This window comes from Cohnella laeviribosi DSM 21336, from assembly GCF_000378425.1.
In the GTDB taxonomy this organism is placed as follows: Bacteria; Bacillota; Bacilli; order Paenibacillales; family Paenibacillaceae; genus Cohnella; species Cohnella laeviribosi.
The window spans coordinates 1-18356 of sequence record NZ_KB899808.1; the positions used below are offsets into that span (position 1 = coordinate 1).

Annotated in this window: 16 protein-coding genes and 1 pseudogene; 14 read left to right on the forward strand and 3 right to left on the reverse strand. The window is 60.6% G+C overall.

Annotation, left to right across the window (positions count from 1 at the left end):
- The 7 genes and pseudogenes from F560_RS24785 to F560_RS0100030 form a co-directional block, all read left to right on the forward strand.
- Positions 1-229, forward strand: a pseudogene (locus tag F560_RS24785) (group II intron reverse transcriptase/maturase); the annotation flags it as partial.
- Positions 230-495: 266 nt separating this feature from the next.
- Positions 496-1191 carry a response regulator transcription factor gene (locus F560_RS0100005; RefSeq protein WP_026298005.1) on the forward strand — a complete coding sequence of 232 codons (696 nt, stop codon included), beginning with the start codon at positions 496-498 and terminating at the stop codon, positions 1189-1191.
- A gap of 261 nt (positions 1192-1452) precedes the next feature.
- Entirely contained in the window at positions 1453-4863 is a 3411-nt protein-coding gene (locus F560_RS24385; RefSeq protein WP_156828843.1) for a response regulator, read from the forward strand.
- 62 nt (positions 4864-4925) lie between these two features.
- Complete coding sequence (locus tag F560_RS0100015) at positions 4926-5363, forward strand: hypothetical protein (RefSeq protein WP_019003633.1); 438 nt, start codon at positions 4926-4928, stop codon at positions 5361-5363.
- 172 nt (positions 5364-5535) lie between these two features.
- Complete coding sequence (locus F560_RS0100020; protein ID WP_019003634.1) at positions 5536-6072, forward strand: tetratricopeptide repeat protein; 537 nt, start codon at positions 5536-5538, stop codon at positions 6070-6072.
- 324 nt (positions 6073-6396) lie between these two features.
- Positions 6397-7305, forward strand: a complete 909-nt coding sequence (locus tag F560_RS0100025; protein WP_019003635.1) for a selenium metabolism-associated LysR family transcriptional regulator — start codon at positions 6397-6399, stop codon at positions 7303-7305.
- The gene (locus F560_RS0100030; RefSeq protein WP_019003636.1) at positions 7292-8137 is read left to right on the forward strand and encodes a PHP domain-containing protein; all 846 of its coding nucleotides are present in this window, start codon (positions 7292-7294) and stop codon (positions 8135-8137) included. The genes F560_RS0100025 and F560_RS0100030 overlap by 14 nt, the downstream gene beginning before the upstream one ends.
- A gap of 135 nt (positions 8138-8272) precedes the next feature.
- On the opposite strand, the gene F560_RS0100035 is transcribed toward F560_RS0100030, so the two are convergent.
- The gene (locus F560_RS0100035; RefSeq protein ID WP_019003637.1) at positions 8273-10021 is read right to left on the reverse strand and encodes an Rqc2 family fibronectin-binding protein; all 1749 of its coding nucleotides are present in this window, start codon (positions 10019-10021) and stop codon (positions 8273-8275) included.
- A 186-nt stretch (positions 10022-10207) separates the two neighbouring features.
- Here F560_RS0100035 and F560_RS0100040 point away from each other — a divergent pair, with 186 nt between their 5' ends.
- Entirely contained in the window at positions 10208-13024 is a 2817-nt protein-coding gene (locus F560_RS0100040; RefSeq protein ID WP_033395590.1) for a calcium-translocating P-type ATPase, SERCA-type, read from the forward strand.
- Positions 13025-13045: 21 nt separating this feature from the next.
- On the opposite strand, the gene F560_RS0100045 is transcribed toward F560_RS0100040, so the two are convergent.
- Positions 13046-13225 (reverse strand): twin-arginine translocase TatA/TatE family subunit, encoded by a 180-nt coding sequence (locus F560_RS0100045; protein ID WP_019003639.1) that lies wholly within the window; start codon positions 13223-13225, stop codon positions 13046-13048.
- On the opposite strand from F560_RS0100045, the gene F560_RS0100050 reads away from it, so the two are divergent.
- A complete protein-coding gene (locus F560_RS0100050) occupies positions 13224-13517 on the forward strand; it encodes a hypothetical protein (RefSeq protein WP_156828844.1) in 294 nt (97 codons plus the stop codon). The two genes, F560_RS0100045 and F560_RS0100050, sit on opposite strands and share 2 nt — an antisense overlap.
- 33 nt (positions 13518-13550) lie before the next feature.
- Here the strand turns inward: F560_RS0100050 and F560_RS26540 are convergent, their stop codons facing one another.
- Positions 13551-13664 carry a twin-arginine translocation signal domain-containing protein gene (locus F560_RS26540; RefSeq protein ID WP_019003641.1) on the reverse strand — a complete coding sequence of 38 codons (114 nt, stop codon included), beginning with the start codon at positions 13662-13664 and terminating at the stop codon, positions 13551-13553.
- Positions 13665-13880: 216 nt separating this feature from the next.
- On the opposite strand from F560_RS26540, the gene dapF reads away from it, so the two are divergent.
- The 5 genes from dapF to rpoZ all read left to right on the forward strand — a co-directional run bounded on the left by dapF (position 13881) and on the right by rpoZ (position 18305).
- Positions 13881-14711, forward strand: a complete 831-nt coding sequence (gene dapF, locus F560_RS0100060) for a diaminopimelate epimerase (RefSeq protein ID WP_019003642.1) — start codon at positions 13881-13883, stop codon at positions 14709-14711.
- 313 nt (positions 14712-15024) lie between these two features.
- Positions 15025-16878 carry a bifunctional homocysteine S-methyltransferase/methylenetetrahydrofolate reductase gene (locus tag F560_RS0100070; RefSeq protein ID WP_019003644.1) on the forward strand — a complete coding sequence of 618 codons (1854 nt, stop codon included), beginning with the start codon at positions 15025-15027 and terminating at the stop codon, positions 16876-16878.
- Between the two features lie 274 nt (positions 16879-17152).
- Positions 17153-17413 carry an extracellular matrix/biofilm regulator RemA gene (gene remA / locus F560_RS0100075; RefSeq protein ID WP_019003645.1) on the forward strand — a complete coding sequence of 87 codons (261 nt, stop codon included), beginning with the start codon at positions 17153-17155 and terminating at the stop codon, positions 17411-17413.
- A 13-nt stretch (positions 17414-17426) separates the two neighbouring features.
- A complete protein-coding gene (gene gmk / locus F560_RS0100080; RefSeq protein ID WP_033395592.1) occupies positions 17427-18062 on the forward strand; it encodes a guanylate kinase in 636 nt (211 codons plus the stop codon).
- A 3-nt stretch (positions 18063-18065) separates the two neighbouring features.
- Positions 18066-18305, forward strand: coding sequence for a DNA-directed RNA polymerase subunit omega (gene rpoZ, locus F560_RS0100085; protein WP_019003647.1), 240 nt, complete (start codon positions 18066-18068; stop codon positions 18303-18305).
- Positions 18306-18356: the final 51 nt, after the last annotated feature.

Below are 18356 nucleotides of genomic sequence, written 5' to 3' on the forward strand. Positions count from 1 at the left end.
CATGTGCCAATGGAAACAGTGGAAACGGGTACGAACCCGCATCCGCGAACTCCGGGCGCTTGGCATGCCCGATTGGATGGTCTTCATGATGGCCAATTCTAGACGAGGTCCTTGGGAAATGTCCCGAACCATAAACAACGCCCTTCCAACTTCCTATTGGGAAGCAAAAGGGCTGAAAAGTTTGCTTTCTCGTTATCTGGAACTTTGTCAACCTTTTGGAAACGCCTAGTGCGGACCCGCATGCTAGGTGTTGTGAGAGGACGGGGGTTAGCCGCCCCCTCCTACTCGATCGCGCCGGAAACCCGCTGCATATCGCCTTCTCCCGTTCACAAAGCGCTAATATTCTCTTGATAATTACTTAGAAATAAATGGAAATTCAGCCTTTGCCGAATAATAGACAACGTTGTTTCTCGAAGTTATAATGAAAATATTAACAAAATGTTAGCTTTATAAATACCCGTTTTCATTATAGGATGCCGACAAGAGGTGTCGACGTTGACCAAAGTTCTCGTGATCGAGGATGAAAAGATCGTCGGGGAAATGATCTCGATGTACTTGGCCGATGAAGAATTTTCCGTACGCAGAGTCGAAAACGGCCAGGACGGTCTCGAGGCGCTCCGGACGTTCAAGCCGGATGTCGTTCTCCTGGACCTTATGCTTCCGGACATCGACGGCATGCTGTGGTGCGAGCAAGTGCGGCGGTTTTCCGATACGCCGATCATCGTCATTTCCATGAAAGCAAAAGTGCACGAACGGATTCAGGCGCTGGAAGCCGGCGCCGACGATTACTTGGTCAAGCCGTTCAGCATGCAGGAACTGAAGGCGCGCATCGGCGTCGCGGTCCGCCGGTCCAAGGCGAGCCTGATCCATCGCGAGGCGGCGGCCGCAGCGGAAACGGGCGTTGCCGGACTGCATCTGGACCCGCAGAAACGGCTCGTTTTTGTCCACGACCGCGCGGTCGATTTGACGTTCTCCGAGTTTGAGCTGATGAAGGTGCTGTTCGAGTACCCCGGAAGAGTGTTTACCCGGGACGAGCTGATCAACGCCCTTCGCGGCATCGATTCGTACGTGAACGACCGGGCGATCGACGTGCATATCACCAATCTCCGCAAGAAGCTGGAGACGAATCCGAAGGAACCCCGATACATCAAGACGGTGTGGGGCGTCGGCTACAAGCTGGTGCTGGAATAAAGCCGAGTTGCTATATCGTTACGACGAGGATTAAGACGCATAGGCTCCAAGCCCGACAGGGCGTTTGGAAATGCTTGTTCGTTCGTTAATAGGGTGGACGCCAAAAAACCTTCTTCTGCAGGCTGCGTTAATGTCGGTCTGTGGAAGGAGGTTTTTGTATGAATGGAGAATTAAAAAAGGATAGGGCAATCGTTTTCCGTTTTCCGGTTGTCGCCGTACGGAAACGTGAACAAAGGCTTGTGGGGCTGGGAGGCGCTTGGCGTGTTTCGATCGCTGCGATTTCGTACATGGCTGCTCTTGATGCTGGCGACCGCGTGCGCCTTGGCGGCCGTCGGGGCCGTTTACATTCAATCCGCGCGGGCCACGATTCGGGCGTCGCTGACGGATAAGGCGGTAATCGGCGCCCGGACCGGTGCGGGCAAGCTGTCCGCATGGCTTGACGTTCGCATGGAGCAGGCGAGGGAACTCAGTCTGAATACCGCGATGCGGACGGGGGGAGCGGAGGAACGGGAGCGTTTTTTGGCCGGCGAGCTGAAAAAGCTGCAGGGGCAATTCGCCGATCTCGGGTTTATGGACGAGGACGGCACGCTGCGCATGGCGGACGGCACGGTCCGGCAAGCGCCGTACGATCCTTCCCTCCAAAAAGCGCTGAACGGCTACGCGTCGGTTTCGGAGCCGTATTTCGCGGAAGACGATCCGCGGACGGCGAACATCGGACTGTATGTGCCGGTTTACGACCGGTCTTATCGGATTGCGGGCGTGCTCCGGGCCTCCGTGCCGCTGGACGTCGCCTTTAAAGATGCCGTCGACGGTACGGGGGCGGCCGAGGCCGGTTATCTGGCCAACGAAGGAGGCAGCGTGCTTTACCACACCCGGGGAGGGACGGCTCTGGACGCGCAAACGCGCGAAGCCGTGCTGCGAGTTGTGCGCGACGGCCTTCAAGGGACCGAAATCGGCGGCTCCGAGCTGCTGTTCGCCGCTCCGGTCGGAGGCACCGGCTGGTATTGGGTTGCGGGCATTTCCGCAAAACGGCTGTACAAGCCGCTGGACGATCTGCTTCTGCGCACCGTGCTGGCGTGCGCGGCGGCGGAGTTGCTGCTGGCCGGACCGCTGCTTGGGCTGATCGCCCGTCCGTTTCGGCGCATCAAAGCGATCCAGGCGACCACCGAGGCGATAGCCGACGGCAGGCGTGCCGTGCGGAAGCTGGACGAGGAGCCGCGGGACGAGATCGGAGCGCTGGCCGCCTCGGTCAATGCGATGGCGGAGAAGCTGTGGGAGCTTTACGAGCCGCTGAACGCGGTGCGCAACCAGAGCGAATACGGCATCGTCGTTACGGACCGCAATTACGTCGTGAAGAACTTTAACGAAGCGGCGTCGCGGCTGCTCGGTTACCGGCCGGAAGAGGTGATCGGGCGGAAGACGCTGGTGGATTTTTGCGATCCCGCCGAACTGGAAGAGAAGGCGAAACGGCTGTCCGCCAAGATCGGAGCGACGGTCGCCCCGGGCATTGCTTATTTTAATGCCAACCTGCAAAACCGCATGTCCTATTCCGAAGAAAGGACGTACATGCACAAAAACGGCTTCCCGGTTCCGGTGTTTCTCAACGTCAGCAAAATCATCGGCCGCGACGGCAAGGTTGCAGGCTACATCGAACTGTTCCACGACGCTTCCAGGCAAAAGGCGATTCAGGCGGAACTGACGCAGGCGAAGCAGATGGCGGAGGAAGCGAGCAATGCGAAAAGCATATTCCTGGCGCGGATGAGCCATGAAATCCGGACGCCGCTCAACGGCATCGTGGGGTTGTCCAAGCTGCTGCAGCGGACGAAGCTGACGGAGATCCAGAGGGATTACGCGCAAAAAATCGTCTCTTCCTCGGAAGTGCTGCTGGGCATCGTCGACGACATTCTCGATTTCTCCAAAATCGAGGCGGGCAAGGTCGAGCTCGAGACGGTGGCGTTCGAGCCGGACGAGCTGTTCCGGAAGCTGGCGGATACGCTCGGCATTTTTCTCGGCAAAAAACAGATCGAGCTCATTTTCGACATTGGCCCGATGCCGGACAGGCTGATCGGCGACCCGCTGCGGCTGGAACAGGTGCTGCTCAATTTGCTGAACAACGCGATCAAATTCACCAACATAGGCTATGTTCATTTTCGCGTCAGGACGTTCCGCGCCCGCGGCGGCGAGGCGGAACTGGAATTCGTCGTAGAGGATACGGGCATCGGCATGTCGGAAGAGCAGATCGCCAATCTGTTTCAGCCGTTTACTCAGGCCGACGGGTCGACCAGCCGCAAATACGGCGGAACGGGACTCGGCCTTGTCATCTCGGACGAGCTTGTCAAGCTGATGGGCGGACGGCTGGAGGTGGAAAGCAGGCAAAGCGTCGGCAGCCGGTTTTCCTTCTCGCTGACGTTTCCGGTCGCGTCCTCCAGGAAGCCGGAGGCTCCCGCCGCCCCCGTGCAGGCCACCGCTTTGTGCATCGAGCGTCCGGGCCTGATGCAGCGGGTGCTGACGGAACTGCTTGCTTCCATCGGAATCGGGGCGGTATGCGCGGACAGCTGGAAGAAAGCAATCGACATGCTCGACGGAATGCCCGAAGGCCAGGCGTTCGACTACATTTTTTTTAATATGGAAATGGGCGACATGTACGGCGAGGAAACGTGGTTTACCTTGCGGCGGGCGGCCCGTTCGGCCAAAACCGTCGCGATCACGACCCCGTTCGGCCAGCACGAATGGCTGCGGATGCGGCCGGAGGAACGTCCGGACCGGATGCTGATCAAGCCGGTTAACCGCAGGGCCGTGCAAACCATGCTGGCCAACCTCGAGGAGGAAGCCCGCCATAACGGCGGTTTGCCGCAGGCGAAGCGAAGGAAGGCCGAGCTGCCCGAACGGCCGCGCATTCTCTTGGTCGAGGATCATGCGATAAACCAGCAGGTGGCCAAGGAATTGCTGGACGGCAGAGGGTACGAGACGGGAATCGCTTCCGACGGCTTTGAGGCGATGGAGAAGCTGGCGGATGAAGATTGGGATCTGGTCCTGATGGATTTGCATATGCCCGGCCTGGACGGCTTCGAAGCGACCCGGGCGATCCGGAAGGCGTGCAACAGCTGGCAGCTGCCGATCGTCGCCATGACCGCAAACGTGCTCCAGGAAGACAGGATGAAATGCTTTCAGGCGGGAATGAACGGCGTCGTCACGAAGCCGTTCGAACCGGAAGAGCTGTTCGCGGCGGTGGAGGAGGCGCTGCGTGCGGCGGGAAGGCTCGATTGGGAGGAAGCGAACGCGCGGGTCGACGGCAAGCAGGCGATATTGTGGCATATGCTGCATACGTTCCGGCTGGAAAACCGGACGTTCGCCGAGCGGCTGGAACGCAGTCTCGCGGCCGGCGACGAAGCCGGCAGCCTGAAGATGCTGCACGGGCTCAAAGGCGTGGCCGGCAACTTGTCCGCCGTCTATTTGTTCAAGGAAGCGCAGGCCATGGAAGCGCTGCTTCGGCGGGAAGGGCTGCGCCCCGACAACTGGCGGCGGCCGCTCGAGCGGCTGGACCGGGAAATACGGGAATTGTGCGAGGCCATCGAGTTCGAGGAAAATACAAAGAGATTCAACCTGAATATGCAAGATATGGGGTCGTTATATTTTTTTGTTGAATCTTCTCGAAACAGTGAGTTAAAATAGCCTTAAAATACCTGTTTTTTTGGTAATGATATAGTCCTATAGGCCCGGAGGGGGGGAGCCCAATGAGAGACAAACAAAACGAGCGATGGAGAACATACGAACCTTTTTACGTGGAGTTGGGAGATAAGAAGGTTGCGGATATTATCGTTACCAATCATGCGCGCGCTCGTTGGGCAGACCGGGTGGATTCCGAGAAAACGGATTACGCCGACATCGCGAACTTTCTGTGGCAATGCCTGAAGCAGGGCAGAATCGCGCCTTATTACCGCAACGAGCAGGACGTTTACATGATCGATGAAGACCTGATCTTCGTGGCGGAATTTGTCGTTTCGGACAAGGATGTCGATCTGCTGGGCAACCCGCTCCACAAGATGATTGTGGTGACCTTTCTCGGACGAATGTCGGTAACCATGGAATTGAGGGATTTGAAAACTTATTATTCCTGGCTCAGACATTCAAGAAGAATGACCTTGATCAAAAACAACCGCAAACGCCGGTGAGGGGAAGACTCCCGCTTCTTGCAAGCCGCCGTACTCTGGAATCGCGTCGAAATTTCTTGTTAAAGGTTGGCCGCTCCTATTGCAGGGGCGGTTTTTTTGCTGCCGCGGGATTCCGCTTTGCGGATGCGTCGGCGCGAACGGGTTCATACGATCCCCGGATAGGGGCGGGCGCATGAAAAAGGCAAAATGGAAGCATCTGATCGCTCCGGCCGTCATCGTGGCGGTGATTGCCGCCGCATACGCGCAAGTATGGTACGAATCGTACAAGCGGGCCGAAACGTACTATGACGAGGCGATGGGCAAATATGCCGCCGGCCAATTTGTCAGCGCGCTGAAAGGGGAGCGGACGCTCAGCCCGGACGGGAAAAACTACGTGTTCAGCGGCGGCTTCCAGCAGGTGCTGGAGACGTGGGAGCATCCTTTTGCGCTTCCGAAGCCGGCGGTGTTCAAGCGGGCGCAGGCGAAAATCGACGAGATGATCGAGGAAAAAATGAGCATTTCCGACGGCGAACAGGCGTTCAAGCAATTTTTCCGGCTCGACAACCGGTTCCTGGACCGGATTCTGATCCGGGTCGGAGACCGGTATGCGGAGCAAGGCCAAAAGCGGGATGCATTGGACGTCTATCAGACGGTCCTCGACGCCTTTCCGATGAACGAGCATGCGGCCGCAGAAGCGAAACGGAAAATCGAAGCGCTGGGCGGTTCGTAAAGAACCGGATACATCGGCAATCCGCCGCCTGCGCGAACCGGCGCGAATTCCCGCCTACCCGCTTCGGCGGGCTGTATTATCAGGTCAGCCAGAGTTGTCTGGTTGACCTTTTTGTGTTTTAAGATGGCGATAACCGTGAGAACGTAGGTTCATTTACATGTTTGTTCTCGGCACCGGCTTTGCAGGGAATATCCTTTGAGACAGCCCCCCGCTTCGCTATAGACGCCAAAAGCCTGCAGAATTTGCCGTTGAAACGGGTGCCGGCCTTCCGGGTATGGTATAATTCGGTTTAATCGTAGCTTACATTGAGGCGGAGTGGACGATATGGCGCTTAACATTCATCAGTTGCACATTTTTTACACGGTAGCGGAACGGGGAAGCTTCTCGGCGGCCGCGCAAGCTTTGCATATGACCCAGCCCGCCGTTACGATGCAGATTCAGGCGCTGGAGGAGCGGTTCGGCGTCAAGCTGCTGCATCGCTCAACCAAGAAGCTGGAGCTGTCCGAAGCCGGGCATTGCCTGCTTCCGCAGGCGCGCAAAGCGGTTGAGCTGATGCGGGAAACCGATGCCAAAATGGCGAAATATGTGGAAGACTTAAAGGGCCAGCTGCAGTTCGCCGCCAGCCTGACGATCGGGGAATACGTCCTTCCTCGGCTGTTGGGGCCGTTTTTGTTGCGGTTTCCCGATTTGTCGGTCAACATGCGGGTGATGAACACGACCGAAATCGTGGAGGAAATTGCGCGCCACGCGCTCGATTTCGGACTTGTCGAGGCGCCGACGGAAGATCCGAACGTCATTTCCGAGCCGGTCATGGACGACGAGCTGCTGCTTGTCGCGCCTCCGAACCATCCGTTCGCCGCGCGCGACGAAGTGACGCTGGAGGAAATGTTGAACGAACCGCTCGTGCTGCGGGAGAGAGGTTCCGGCACCCGGCAGGTGATGGTGGACGAATTGGAGCGGCACGGCATCGAGGAAGGATCGCTTCGCATCGTGAGCAATTTGGGCAGCAACGGGGCGGTCAAATCCGCGGTCGAGGCGGGGCTCGGCCTGTCCGTGCTGTCGCAGTGGACGATCAAGAACGAGGTCGCGCTGGGCCTTCTGAAGCCGGTCAAGATCAGGGACGTCGTGTTCCGCAGGAAATTTTTCGCCGTCCGGTCGAGTTCTTCCGAACTTCCTCTTCACGCGGCGACATTGCTCGATTATGTCAGGGGGCTGAGGAATGAACAGGGCTGATTTGCATACGCACACGACGGCGTCCGACGGTTTGCACCGCCCTTCGGAGGTCGTCCGGATGGCCGCGGAAGCCGGTCTTGCCGCCGTAGCCATCACCGACCACGACACGGTGGCGGGCATCGCCGAAGCGGTCGACGCGGGCCGCCGCTTCGGCATCGAAGCGGTTCCCGGCGTCGAGCTGAGCACATCCCTGGACGGACAGGATATTCATATTCTCGGCTACTATATCGATTTTCGGGACAGCCTGCTGCTCAGCCGGCTCGTCTCCCAGCGCAAAGCACGGGACAGCCGGAACGAAGGGATTGTCGCCAGGCTCAACGAACTGGGCATCGGGCTGACGATGGAGCAGGTGGCGGAAGCGGCGGGGCGCAAGCCGGGCGTCGAGGAGACGATCGGGCGGCCGCATATCGCCGAGGCGCTGGTCCGCATAGGCGCGGCAGGCTCCGTCCAGGAGGCGTTTGACCGCTATTTGGCCAAAGGCCGGGCCGCTTATGTCGACCCGCCGCCGCGAATATCGCCGCTTCAGGCCTTCGAGTGGATTCGCGAGGCGGGAGGCGCGGCCATTGTGGCCCATCCCGGCTTGTACGGCGACGAAAGGCTGGCTGTCCGCTTGCTGGAGAGCGGGGCGGACGGTCTTGAGGCGTATCATTCCGACCATACCGACGAGCAGGCGGAACGGTTCCGGCGTTTGGCGGAGCGTTACGGGAAAATGGTTACGGGCGGATCGGATTTTCACGGAGCCCGCAAAGGCAAGGTATACCACGGCCAAATCGGCAACCGCTCGGTAGAGGCAGGGGTGCTGGAGCGGCTAAGAAGCGTTCGCGGTAGTTAAAAAAGCGGAGCGCGCCCGTCAGGGGCGGTTCCGCTTTTTTAGTTTGAAGAAAAAACGATGAAAGCCTCTCGCCCCCGCAAGGGCCGCGCGGACGCCTGCCTGACCGCCGTCTTCGCGGCGGCCGGGCATCGCGGGCTACATTTGCTTGACCGTGCAGGGGAGCCGCTTCACCGCGGCTTCGTCCGGGGTGACGAACAGCGTTCGCTGGCCTTCGTAGATGACAAAGCCGGGCTTTGCGCCGCTTGGCTTGCGGACGTGCCGGATGCGGGTGTAGTCGACGGGCACGCCGCTCGACTCGCGCGCCTTGCTGTAATAGGCCGCGAGCATGGCGGCCTCGTGCAGCGTCCGCTCGCCGTACTCGGCAGCCCGAATGAGCACGTGCGAACCCGGAATGTCCTTTGTATGGAGCCAGGTGTCGTTCGGCTGTCCGAGCCGGTTGGTGACGTAGTCGTTTTGCGTGTTGTTTTTACCGACGAAGATCGGGATGCCCTCGCTGGACGTGTAGCAAAGCAGCGCCGGGCGGTCCTGTTTTTTCTTCCGTTCCCCTTTGCCCGCTCCCCGCTGCCGAATGTATCCCTGCTCCTGCAGCTCCTCCCGGATCTCCTCGATATCGCTCGGGGTTGCGGTTTCAAGTCCTTGCAGCACCGAGGCCAGGTAGCGCAATTCTTCCTCGGTCGCGGCGATTTGTTCGGCGACGGCGGCACGGCTGTTCTTCAGCTTGTTGTATTTGCGGAAATACCGCTGCGCGTTTTCGTTCGGCGTCAATTGCGGATCGAGCGGGATCGAAACGACAGGCTGCTTCTCGTCGTAATAGTCGATCACCTCGGCCGAGGCGTCTCCTTTGCGGATCGCGTGCAAATGGGCGGTCAACAGCTCGCCGAGCTTGCGGTAGCGGTCCGCTTCTTCCGCTTCCTGCAGCGTTTCCCGCAGCTTTTCGAGTTTTTTTTCGTTTTTGGCCGATTCGTTGACCAGCAGCCGCGTCAAGTCGGTCGTCCGCTGCCGGACGAGATCGCGCTCCGCCTTGTCCTTATAGAACGCGTCCAGGCACTCGCTCGCCGTCGCAAAGGATTGAACCTTTCCGGTCAGATGCGTGAGTTCGAAAACGGAGAAAGCGGTTTTGCCGTTGTCCGTTTCGACGCTCGCGGGCGCGTAACGCTGCTGCTTCGCGTCGCCGATGAGCGCCGCGAACGCGTCCCACAGCTTCGCCGGATCGCCTCCGGCCCGGTGAACCACTTCCTTGGCGAGAAGCGGGCTGAAGCCGGTATAGCCGTTCAGCAGAACGTTGGCCAGTTCCTGGCGCGTCAGCTCCGCAAGCGGCTTGGGGGACTCGCTCAGCAAGCGTTCGAATTCCGCCTTTTCCGCGTTCAGCGGGTCCTGTTTGTGCTGCGACGGCGGGGCCACGTAAGCCGCTCCCGGCAGCACGACCCGGTAGCTGCTGATGGCGGGCGTGACGTGATGGATGCTGTCGTGGATCGTGCCGGAGGCCGGATCGAGCAGGATCAAATTGCTGTGGCGGCCCATGATTTCGAGCACGAGGCGCTTGATCGACAGGTCGCCAAGCTCGTCCCGGTGGCGGATATCGAATTCCACGACGCGCTCCAGTCCCGATTGGCGGACCGCTTCCACGATGCCGCCTTCGCAGTGCTTGCGAAGCAGCATGCAGAACATCGGGGGCTCCTGCGGATTCGTCCACGTCTGCTCGGTAAAGTGAAGGCGCGGCATCGACGGGTGGGCGGACAGCAGCAGCTTCCGGTTCACGCCCTGCCCTCTTACGTGCAAGAGGACTTCATGTTCGGTCGGTTGGTAGATTTTATGGATACGCGCGCCGACGAGCGACTGCAGCTCGTGCACGATCGCGCGGGTGACGAAGCCGTCCAGTGACATGGTTTCAAACTCCTATAAACGAATAAATTCGGTTTTTTCCCGTCTCCTTATGATGCCACAGTTGCTCCGAAAGGGAAAGGGTACGAGCCGGGGGATATTTCCCGGCTTGTCTGAATACATATAGGGCAGAACGGCTGTCCCGACATCATCCGGGGGACGGCGAACTTGCGGGAGGGGATGACCGTCGTGGAAGGTAAGGCTTGGCATCAGATGAGCGAAGCGGAATTGGCGAAGTCGCTCGGCACCGACCCGAAAAAGGGCTTGACGCCGGAGGAGGCCGCGAAGCGGCTCGAAATCCACGGGCTGAACGAAATGGAGGAGCGCAAGGGAGAATCGCCCTTCAAGCTGTTCATTCATCAATTCAAAGATTTCATGGTGCTCGTTCTGGCCGGGGCGACCGTCATCTCGGGGCTTCTCGGTGAAATGCTCGACGCGCTGACGATTATCGCGATCATCATCTTGAACGGGCTGCTCGGCTTCTTCCAGGAATACCGGGCGGAGCGTTCGCTGCGCGCGCTCAAGGAGCTGGCGGCGCCCAACGCCAAAGCCGTTCGCGGCGGCTCGATCCGGATCGTTCCGGCCCGCGAGCTGGTTCCGGGCGATCTTGTGCTGCTGGAGAGCGGGGACCGGGTTCCGGCCGATCTTCGGCTCATCGAAAGCAACCAGTGCATGATCGAAGAAGCCGCGCTGACCGGCGAATCCGTTCCGGTGTCGAAGGAAGCTTGCGTGCTGGCGGCGGCGGAGCTTCCGCTGGGCGACCGCAAAAACTGCGGCTTTCTCGGCACGATGGTCACGCGAGGCACGGCCAAAGGCATCGTGACGCTGACCGGCATGCAAACGGAAATGGGCAAAATCGCGGGGCTGATCCAGCAGGCCGAAGAAGCGGAGACCCCGCTGCAAAGGCGGCTCGAGCAGCTCGGCAAAATTCTGATCGTCGTTGCGCTGGCGCTGACGGTCGTCGTGGTCGTCGCCGGGGTGCTGCACGGCCAGCCGGTTTACGGCATGTTTCTGGCCGGCGTCAGCCTCGCCGTGGCCGCCATACCCGAAGGGCTGCCGGCGATCGTGACGATCGCCCTCGCGCTGGGCGTCCAGCGCATGATCAAGCGGAAAGCGATCGTGCGCAAGCTGCCCTCCGTCGAAACGCTCGGCTGCGCTTCCGTCATCTGTTCGGACAAGACGGGGACGCTGACCCAGAACAAAATGACGGTGACCCGCCTGTGGGTCGGCGGCCGCAGCATCGAGGTGACGGGGGAAGGCTACGAGCCGGCCGGACAGTTTATCGAAAACGGCAAAACCGTCGAGTTCAAAGGGGATGCCGCGCTCCGCCGAATCGCGCAGGTGGCCGCGCTTTGCAACAACGCGGAGCTGACGCGGGATGAGCGAAGCGGCGAATCGAAAGGGAAAAAAGCGTCCAAGGAGCAGGATAGCGCCGGAGCGGGCGAGTGGCAAATCAAGGGCGACCCGACCGAAGGGGCGCTGCTGGTTCTGGCGGCCAAGTCGGGGAATTCCCGCTCGTCGCTGGAGGGGTTGTATCCGCGGGTCAAGGAATTTCCCTTCGATGCCGAGCGCAAGCGGATGTCGGTGCTCGTCTCCCATCAGGGAGGGCGGCTGCTCTGCACCAAAGGGGCGCCGGATTTGCTGATCGAGCGCTGCGCTTACGTGCTGTGGGGAGGCAACGTCGTGCCGTTCACCGGCACGCTCCGGCAGAAGGTGCTGCAGGCGAACGAAGCGATGGCGAAGGATGCGCTGCGCGTGCTCGGCTTCGCCTACCGGGACGTTCGGCCGGGAGAGAGCTGCGAGCGGGAGGATCAGGCGGAAAGCGGACTCGTCTTCATCGGGCTTGCCGGCATGATCGATCCGCCCCGCCGAGAAGTGTTCGACGCGATTGCGAAATGCCGGCAGGCCGGCATCCGCACGGTGATGATCACCGGCGACCATCGGGCGACCGCCGAAGCGATCGCCCGGACGATCGGCGTCCTGCCCCGCGACGGCCAGACGCTGAGCGGCTCCGACCTGGCGGCGATGAGCGATGCCGAGCTGGAGAAGCGCGTCGACAACGTCTACGTCTTCGCCCGGGTTTCGCCGGAACACAAGCTGCGCATCGTGCAGGCGCTCCAGCGCCGCGGCCACGTCGTCGCCATGACCGGCGACGGCGTCAACGACGCGCCGGCCGTCAAGGCGGCCGACATCGGCATCGCCATGGGCATCGCCGGCACCGACGTCACCAAAGAAGCGTCCGCGCTCGTGCTCGCGGACGACAACTTTGCCTCGATCGTCTCCGCCGTCGAGGAGGGGCGGGGCATTTACGAAAACATCCGCAAATTTATCCGCTACCTGCTCGCGTCGAACGTCGGGGAAATATTGACGATGTTTCTGGCGATGATGCTCGGCTTGCCGCTGCCGCTTGTGCCGATTCAAATTCTGTGGGTCAACCTCGTCACCGACGGCTTGCCGGCCATGGCGCTCGGCGTCGACCAGGCGGAGAGCGACCTGATGCGGCAGAAGCCGCGCGCGGCCGCGGAAAATATTTTCGCCCGGCGGCTCGGATGGAAAATCATCAGCCGCGGCACGCTCATCGGGGTCTGCACGCTGGGCGCGTTCGTGCTGACGCTGGGAAGCGGCGCCGGCGATCCCGCGAAGCTTGCGCACGCGCAGACGGTGGCGTTCGCCACGCTCGTCCTGGCGCAGCTCATCCACGTGTTCGACTGCCGCAGCTCGCGTTCGATTTTTCACCGGCGGTTTTTTGAAAACAAATTTCTCGTGATCGCCGTGCTGTCCTCGCTCCTTCTGATGCTGGCCGTGCTGTATCTGGAGCCGCTGCAGCCGATCTTCAAAACGGTGCCGCTCACCTTGCGGGATTGGGCGCTCGTGTTCGTTTCCGCCGGCATTCCGACCTTCGCGATGGGCATCGGCAGCATCTGGGGCTCGTCGCGCCGACGCCGCAATGGCAGCCGCATCTCGTACGGATCGGCCGGCCCCAACCCCCGTCCGGCCGCGAGATGACCGGACGGGCCGGACCGGGCGTCAGACGGCGTCCTTGTCGTCTTCCGTCCGGTCGTCCGCAAGGCCCTTGGTCGAATTGCGGAATTCGCGCAGCGTGTCGCCGAACGCTCGGCCGAGCTGGGGCAGCTTGGCCGGGCCGAACACGATCAGCGCGATCGCCAGAATAATGACCAGCCCCGAAACGCCGATATTGTTGAACATGCTTCCACCTCCTTATGCGCGTATGCGGCAAGCCGCCCGTCCGGCCGCGGACGAAGGCGAGCAGGCGGGGCGCCCAAGCGAAGCCTGCTCCCAGCGCCGCCGCAAACCAGACGGCGACGTAGATCAATCTTTTGCGCAGCTCGGTCAGGTGGACGACAAGTTCCCGGTCCGGACCCGGATGCGCGCCGCTCACGCGAGCCAACCGCTCGAAGAAACGCAGTACCGGCAGGCCGCCCGCTATGCCGGCGGATTTTTGCCGTTTTCCGACAGGTTCGCCGAGGGCATCCTATAAGCTCGTCGTAGGTAATCCCCCAATCCTGCAGCGTCATCCCTTCCGGAATTTTTCGCCGACGACAAGACCCCCGACTGCGGCGCCGGTATTTTTCAGAAACTTTCGTCTCGATTCGTCTTGAGGCTGATTCGGTTTGTCGTTTGCCATAGGATCGCCAAGCTTTTCTTTAAATGTAAGAATGGATCATTCGGCGGTATTATTTCCTTGACTGCAAATGTTATCCGCATGGAGCGCGGGCGCGGGCGGAAGCGAAAAAGTGCAAACAAAACCGTAAATCCTGCATCCGCAAAAAAGGCGAAATCCGGTATGATAAAAGGTAAAAGGACAAACAGTGGATGGAAACGTTTCAGGAGGGGATTCCCGATGAACTTTACGAAAATGCACGGGCTGGGCAACGACTTCATCGTCGTTTACGGAGAACGCGAACTGCCCGCGGACGCGCCGGAGCTGGCCAAGCGCCTTTGCAACCGCAACTTCGGCATCGGCGCCGACGGGCTCGTATACATTCTGCCTTCGGAAAAGGCGGACTTCAAAATGCGCATCATCAATTCCGACGGCTCCGAAGCGGAGCAGTGCGGCAACGCGATCCGGTGCGTGGCGAAGTACGTTTACGACAACGGCCTGGTAAGCCGCACCGACATTACGATCGAGACGATCGGCGCGGGCGTTCAGCCGCTGAAGCTTGAAGCCGAGAACGGCGTGGCGAAGCGGGTCCGGGTCGACATGGGCGAGCCGATTCTGAACGGGCTGGACGTGCCGACGACGATCGACGCCAACCCGGTCGTCGGGCACCCGGTTACGGTCGACGGGCGCGAATTCAAATTTACCGCCGTCTCGATGGGCAACCCGCATTGCGTCATCTACGTCGACGACGCGGTGGGCTTCGATCTTGCGACCTGGGGGCCGAAGCTGGAGCATCACCCGCTGTTCCCGCGCAAGATCAACGTCGAATTCGCGAAAGTCAACTCCCGCAGCCAGGTCGACATGCGCGTATGGGAACGCGGCGCCGGCCCGACGCTCGCCTGCGGAACGGGCGCGTGCGCGACGCTTGTCGCGTCGGTGCTCAACGGCCTGACGGACCGCAAGGCGACGATTTCGCTTGCCGGCGGCGACCTGTTCATCGAATGGAACGAAGACGATAACCACGTCTATATGACCGGTCCGGCCGAAGCCGTGTTCACCGGCACCGTGTGACCGGGGACCGCCCTTCGGCCGAAAGTCAACGCTACGCGGCTTCGCGGCAACCGTGCGCAGCCGGGCAGAAGGAACCGCCCATATCGAAACCCAGGCCCGGCCCCGCGCCGGGTTTCGTTTTTGCCCGCGAATGCGGGGGCGCGCGGACGTTTGCGCGAACGGCCGCGAAGGCTCCGAAAAACGGGCCGGCGTCCGCGCCGGTTGCCGGAAATCGTTCCGCAAACGCCGAAGCAATCGCCGAAAGTGTTCAAGCCTGGGCCAAAATATGCTACATTAAGGGTACTCTGATAAAAGAAATGGATGGGGAAGCGTAGTGAGACCGGATTTGCGTACCGCGCTCCAAACCCGGACCCGGGTGGGCGACGGAGCCATGGGGACTTATTTGTATCAGCTTGGGGTTCCGATCGGCGTATCTTTCGAAGAATACAATTTGATCAACCCGGAGCTGATCGCGGACGTTCACCGCCGCTATATCGCGGCCGGCGCCGAAGTGATCGAGACGAACACGTTCTCGGCCCAGCGCATGAAGCTGGCCCGCTTCGGGCTGGAGAAGAAGACGGAGCAAATCAACGCGGAAGGCGTAAAGATCGCAAGAAGCGTCGCCGGCGACAAGGCGTACGTGGTGGCGTCGGTCGGCTCCGTCAAGGCCGGACAGCGGAAAGACGTGCGCCCGTCCCAGGTGCGCCGCGATTTCGAAGAGCAGCTCGGGGCGCTGATCGCGGCGGGCGCGGACGGCGTCATGCTGGAGACGTTTACGGAGCTGGAGGAGATGTCGCTAGCGCTGTCGATCATTCGGAAGATGAGCGATCTGCCGGTCATTTGCCAGTTCGCGGTGGGGGATGCGGCCCGGACGCACGACGGCGTTCCGCTCGCCGACGCGTTCAAGCGGCTGAAAGCCGAGGGAGCCGACGTCATCGGCTTTAACTGCCGCAGCGGCCCGGTCGGCGTCCTGCGCGCGCTGGAGGCGCTTCCGGGCGAGCTCGGCCTGCCTCTTTCGGCGTTTCCGAACGCCGGACTGCCGGAATATGTGGACGGCAAGGTCGTGTATCCGGCGTCCCCGGACTATTTCGGGACGATCGCCCGGCGGTTCGCCGACGCGGGCGTCCGGCTGTTCGGCGGCTGCTGCGGCACGACGCCGGAGCATGTCGCGGCAATCGCCGCCGCCCTTCAAGATTACGAGCCGTCCGCGCCGGAGGAGACCGCGCCCGGCGACCAGGCGCCGGCGCGGATCGAAATCGCCGCGCCCGCCGCGCCGCCGCCGGCGCAGGAGCCGACGCTCGTCGATCTGGTGCGGCAGCGCCACACGGTCATCGTCGAGCTCGATCCGCCGCGCGATCTGGACGTCTCCCGCTTTATGGCGGGCGCGGAGGCGCTCAAGGCGGCGGGCGCGGACGCGCTGACGATGGCGGACAATTCGCTGGCCGTCACGCGGATGAGCAATATGGCGCTCGGCGCGCTGGTCAAGCAGCGCGTCGGCATCCGGCCGCTCGTTCATATCGCCTGCCGCGACCGCAACCTGATCGGCACGCAATCCCATATGATGGGCTTCGATGCGCTCGGCATCGACCACGTGCTGGCGGTAACCGGGGACCCGGCGAAGTTCGGCGATCTGCCCGGCGCCAGCTCCGTTTACGATTTGACGTCGTTTGAAATTATCCGCATGATCAAGCAGCTGAACGAGGGCATTGCGTTTTCGGGCAAGCCGCTCAAGCAGAAAGCGAAATTCGTGATCGGCGCGGCGTTCAACCCGAACGTCAAGCATCTGGACAAAGCGGTTCAGCGGCTGGAGAAAAAGGTGGAGGCCGGCGCCGACTTTATCATGACCCAGCCGGTGTACGACGCGGAGCTGATCGAGAAAATCGCCGAGGCGACGAAACACATCCGCATTCCGATTTTTCTCGGCATTTTCCCGCTTGCCAGCGGCCGCAACGCCGAATATCTGCACAACGAGGTGCCGGGCATTCAGCTGTCCGACGAGGTCCGCCGCCGCATGCACGGGCTCGAGGGCCCGGAAGGCAGGGCCGAAGGCGTCGCGATCGCGAAGGAACTGCTCGATACGGCGATGAAGCATTTTAACGGAATCTATTTGATGACGCCGTTTCTTTTCTATGAAATGACGGCCGAACTGACCCGCTACGTCGTGGCGAAACGGACAAAACAGGTTTAAAAATCGCGGTCCTTCCGTTCAACCTCTTGTCCGGGCAAGGGTTTTCAAGTACAATTAATCAATATGACTTCCGATGCGTTCTCCTTTTTTTGGAGAGCGCGGCAACCGGGAGACGAGGCGCCAGGTCGCTTCAACAGCGGACAGCGTCAGTTTGCGCAGGCTGATTGTATCGTGATCCTGCAGTATGCAAGAGGCCGCTTCAGGCAACAATGGTAGGGAAGTTTGGCGGACGGCCTCGGCAGCGCTGAGAGGATTGACCGGAGGGAAGAGTTGCATGGTGATCAAACTGATCAATATCGGTTTTGGCAACATCGTTTCGGCGAACAGGATTATTTCCATTGTCAGTCCGGAATCGGCGCCGATCAAACGAATCATTCAGGAAGCGCGGGATAGGCATATGCTGATTGACGCGACGTATGGCCGCCGCACGCGTGCAGTGATCATTACCGACAGCGATCACGTGATCCTGTCGGCCGTTCAACCGGAGACGGTCGCGCACCGTCTGTCCACCAAAGACGATGAACATGACGAATGAATCGGGGAAGTTCATGAAAAAGGGTTTGTTAATTGTGTTGTCCGGTCCTTCCGGAGTGGGCAAAGGCACGGTATGCGCCGCGCTTCGCCGCCGGATGCCGGAACTCGTCTATTCGGTTTCGGCCACCACCCGGCCTCCCCGGGAAGGCGAGAAGGAAGGCGTTAACTATTTCTTCAAGACGCGGGAGCAGTTTATGGAAATGCTCGCCTCCGACGCTTTGCTGGAAAGCGCGGAGTATGTCGGGAACTACTACGGAACGCCCCGCGAATTTGTCGAGCGGACGATCGCCGAAGGCAAAGATATCATTCTCGAAATCGAGGTGCAGGGAGCTCTCAAGGTGAAGGAGAAGTTCCCGGAGGGCGTCTTTGTCTTTTTGCTGCCTCCGTCGTTGGGCGCGCTGAAGCAGCGGATCGTCGGGCGCGGCACGGAAACCCAGGAGATCATCGACCACCGCCTGTCGGTCGCCGTCGAGGAAATGAACCTGCTCAGCAAGTACGATTACGCGGTCGTCAACGACGAAATCGATCGCGCTTGCGACCGGATCCAGGCGATCATTACGGCCGAGCATTGCAAACGCCAGCGATTCCAGCACGAGCTGCTCGCCGAATTGCAAAATTTGACCGCAGCCAAAAAAGGATCGGAGAGATGATGCATGCTTTACCCTTCTATTGATGAATTGGTGCGGAAAGTAGACAGCAAGTACACGCTTGTCGTCGCGGCCTCCAAGCGAGCCAGGGCCTTGCGCGAAGGCAAGCCGTCGCAATTGCTCTCGCCCAAATCGCATAAATTCGTCGGCGTGGCGCTGGAGGAAATCTATCACGATCTGATTAGCGTGGAAACGGCTCAACCGGAAGAAGGCGCCGCAAAGCAAGCCGAATCGGAGAACGAATGAAAAAAACAACCCTCGCGGTTGTTTTTTTGCGCGATTCGGGCCATTGTCCAA